Raw genomic sequence first — 2834 nt, forward strand, 5'->3', positions numbered from 1 at the left:
AGCGATAACGCAGGGTGTGCTCGTTGGCATCCACCCGCTCGGCCAGCAGGCCCACAGCGTTGTAGGTCCAGGTGGTGCAACGGTCCAACGCGTCGACGTGAGCCAGCAGACGGCCTTCAGCATCGCGCTCGAAACGCTCTTCGGTGGCGTCCGGGTGGATGACTTTTGCCAGTTGGCCGGCTTTGTATTCGTAAGCCGTCTTATTACCCGCCGCATCGGTGAACAGCACCAACTGACCGAAGGCGTCGTATGCCCATTGACTGGTCTTGCCCGAGCAGTCGGTGTACGCGACCAACTGATCCGCCGCGTTGTACGCCAGTTTCTTCTCGTTGCCGTTGGCGTCCTTGATTGCCTTGACCAGCCCTGAGGGTGTGTAGGCGAACTCGGTCTTGTTGCCCAATGGATCGGTGGTCTCGACCAGGTTGCCCTTCTGGTCATAGTCCCGCAGCCACAGGCCAGCTTCGGCATCGCGGATCTTGATCGGACGGCGACGGTCGTCATAAGCGATATGGACCTGGCTGTGATCGGCGCGGATATGGCGAATGACACTGCCTTGTTCGTCATAGTCGTAACGGTCTTCAGTGCCATCGGTATGAACGTGGCGTACCACGTTCTTGCGCTCATCCCTGAAAATCCATTCCGAACTTTCATCCGGATAGCGCACACGGTACAGGTGGCCAAGGATGTCGTAGTAGTACCAGGTCTCCTGGCCATGGGCGTCGGTGACGTAGGTCAGCCGAATGTTTTCGTCCCATTCCAGACGGGTGTCATAACTGCCGTCGTCGGCCCATTCGCGAATGGCCTTGGCGTCGAAGGCGCAGCCATCCCACTGCAGGTTCATGCCACGACCGGTGCGGTCGGTGTAACGAGTCACCAGGTGATTCTGGTACTGGTAGTGCCAGGCCGCGCCGTGCTCATCCTGGGCGGCGACGAGGTCGCCCTGATGATCGTAATGGTAGGCACACAGCTGACGCAGTGGCTGACCGTCGCGCATTTCCCACAGGCCAGTAATATGGCCCTGTTCATCGATCAGTGTGCCCAGGTGACGCAGGACGTCTTTCACATCGCCCTGGAAGGTGATGATGTCCGACAGCACCGGACGCCCTTCGTGGTGATGCTCGTAGTGCAGCATGCAGCCGGCATCGTTCTCCAGCATGATTTTGCGCAGGTAATAGCGATCACCCACACGCAGGTAATACTCCTTGCGCACGAAGCCACGGCAAATCACCAACTCATCATTGCTGCTGCGTATCAGCAGCAAGTCCTCAATGGCGTTGAACAGCGACTTGCCTACTTGGGGCAGTTCAAGTTCATGGCTACGGCCATCGTAGTCATGAAAGAGCAAGCCTTTACCGAACTCATCAATACGTGTGGTGAACTCATTGACCCAGCGGGCACCAAGGCTACCCAGATCGTACTTCGCCTGACGCGAGTGGTAGAAGCGCTGCCAGTGAATAGGAAATGCGCCGGGCAGGCTGAAATCGGCGTGGATGATGAACTCCGACCCCAGGGCAAAGCTGATGCTGCGCCCCGTAGTCGACTTAGGTAAGGAGATCGGAGCAGACCGTTTCTTCTTCTCACATGGGCAAGGCGTCTGGGTCGCCTTGGTCTGCGAACTGCTGACCGCCAACTCCCCTTTGCCCTTCTCCCGCTCCACATGCGTCACAGTCCCCGGCTTGCTCACCCCCGGCTGTCCATTCTTGTTGCGCTTGCGGAAGCCCTTCACTGCCCCGCCCAGCACCGTCAGCATCCAGCCGATGCTCATCTGCGTACCGGGGTCCGCCAGCTTGTTCAACTGCCGGGCCATCTCCGGGCCCAGAGCGCGCAGCTGCCCGGTGTTGGCCAATACGGTTTTCTTGATGCCTTCAGGCAGCAGCTTGCTCGTCGCGCTGTTGGCCAGCCCTTTACCGGCGGCCTTGTAGGCGCTGTGCACCGCACCGAAGAAGTTGCTGAACGCCGCCTTGGGGTCGTTCATCAACTTGTCGGCGGCAGCCGACATCTGCTTGCCCGCCTTGTCGCGGTCGCCCTTGGCGTCGAGTTGTCCGAGCGCCACCTTCTCCAGGCCATCGGCGATCTCGTTGACCATCTGCGTGCCGAAATTGCTGGCCTTGGTCAGGATCCCAGCGATCTTTGGCTGGGCCTTGGTCACGAAATCGTCGATAGTCCCTGCGATGGTCGCGTTGAGGTGGCCGATCAACACCTGGATCAGCGAATCCCCCAACAGCATCTTGGCGCTGTTGCGCAGCTCCTGGCGCACCAGGAACAGGGTCGGGCGCAGGCTCATGCGTGCCGCGGCCATGGTCGGCGGCGCCGGCAGCACGCCGATCAGGTTGATGCCCAGGCTCACCCAGTCGAGCAGCTGGCGGTTCTTGCTCTTGACCAGGGTCACCACGTCGCCCAGGGCATCGACCAGGGCCATGATGTTGCCCACCACCGGCAGCGCGCCGGCCACGGTCTTGATCCGTTCGAGGGTGACGTAGCCGCCGCTGACCGACTGCAGCCAGGCGTCGAAGGCGGCGGCGCCACGGCCGACGTCCTTGGCGTCGATGGTGTTGAGCGGGGCGACGGCGACCTGGGGCTCGCGTTTCTTGGCGTCGGTCATGCCAGCACCTCATGGTTCAGCTTGGCCGGGTTCACCGGGGCGCTGAGCTTGGGCAGGCTCGGCAGTTGCTTGAGGGCGCTGGCGGCCTTGAGCGTGGGTGCCGCGCCGGGCACCACGTTGCTGGCCAGCTGGGCCATGGCGCCGGTGTCGCCGCCGACAGCGGCCTTGACCTGTTGCGCCTTCTGCAAGGCGGCCTGGCCGCTTTTCGCCAGTTGCATGCCGGTGCCGGCCA

2 protein-coding genes are annotated in these 2834 nt (G+C 61.8%); both read right to left on the bottom strand.

The annotated features are described in order from the left end of the window. Positions 1–2602 (bottom strand): DUF6531 domain-containing protein (locus P5705_RS26040; RefSeq protein ID WP_277463728.1); only part of this gene is annotated, 2602 nt, incomplete at its 3' end. Continuing rightward, positions 2599–2834: hypothetical protein (locus tag P5705_RS26045; RefSeq protein ID WP_277463729.1), on the bottom strand; the 236-nt coding region annotated here is incomplete at its 5' end. The genes P5705_RS26045 and P5705_RS26040, both read right to left, overlap by 4 nt.

This window comes from Pseudomonas entomophila (genome assembly GCF_029478665.1).
GTDB classification, from domain to species: domain Bacteria; phylum Pseudomonadota; class Gammaproteobacteria; order Pseudomonadales; family Pseudomonadaceae; genus Aquipseudomonas; species Aquipseudomonas entomophila_F.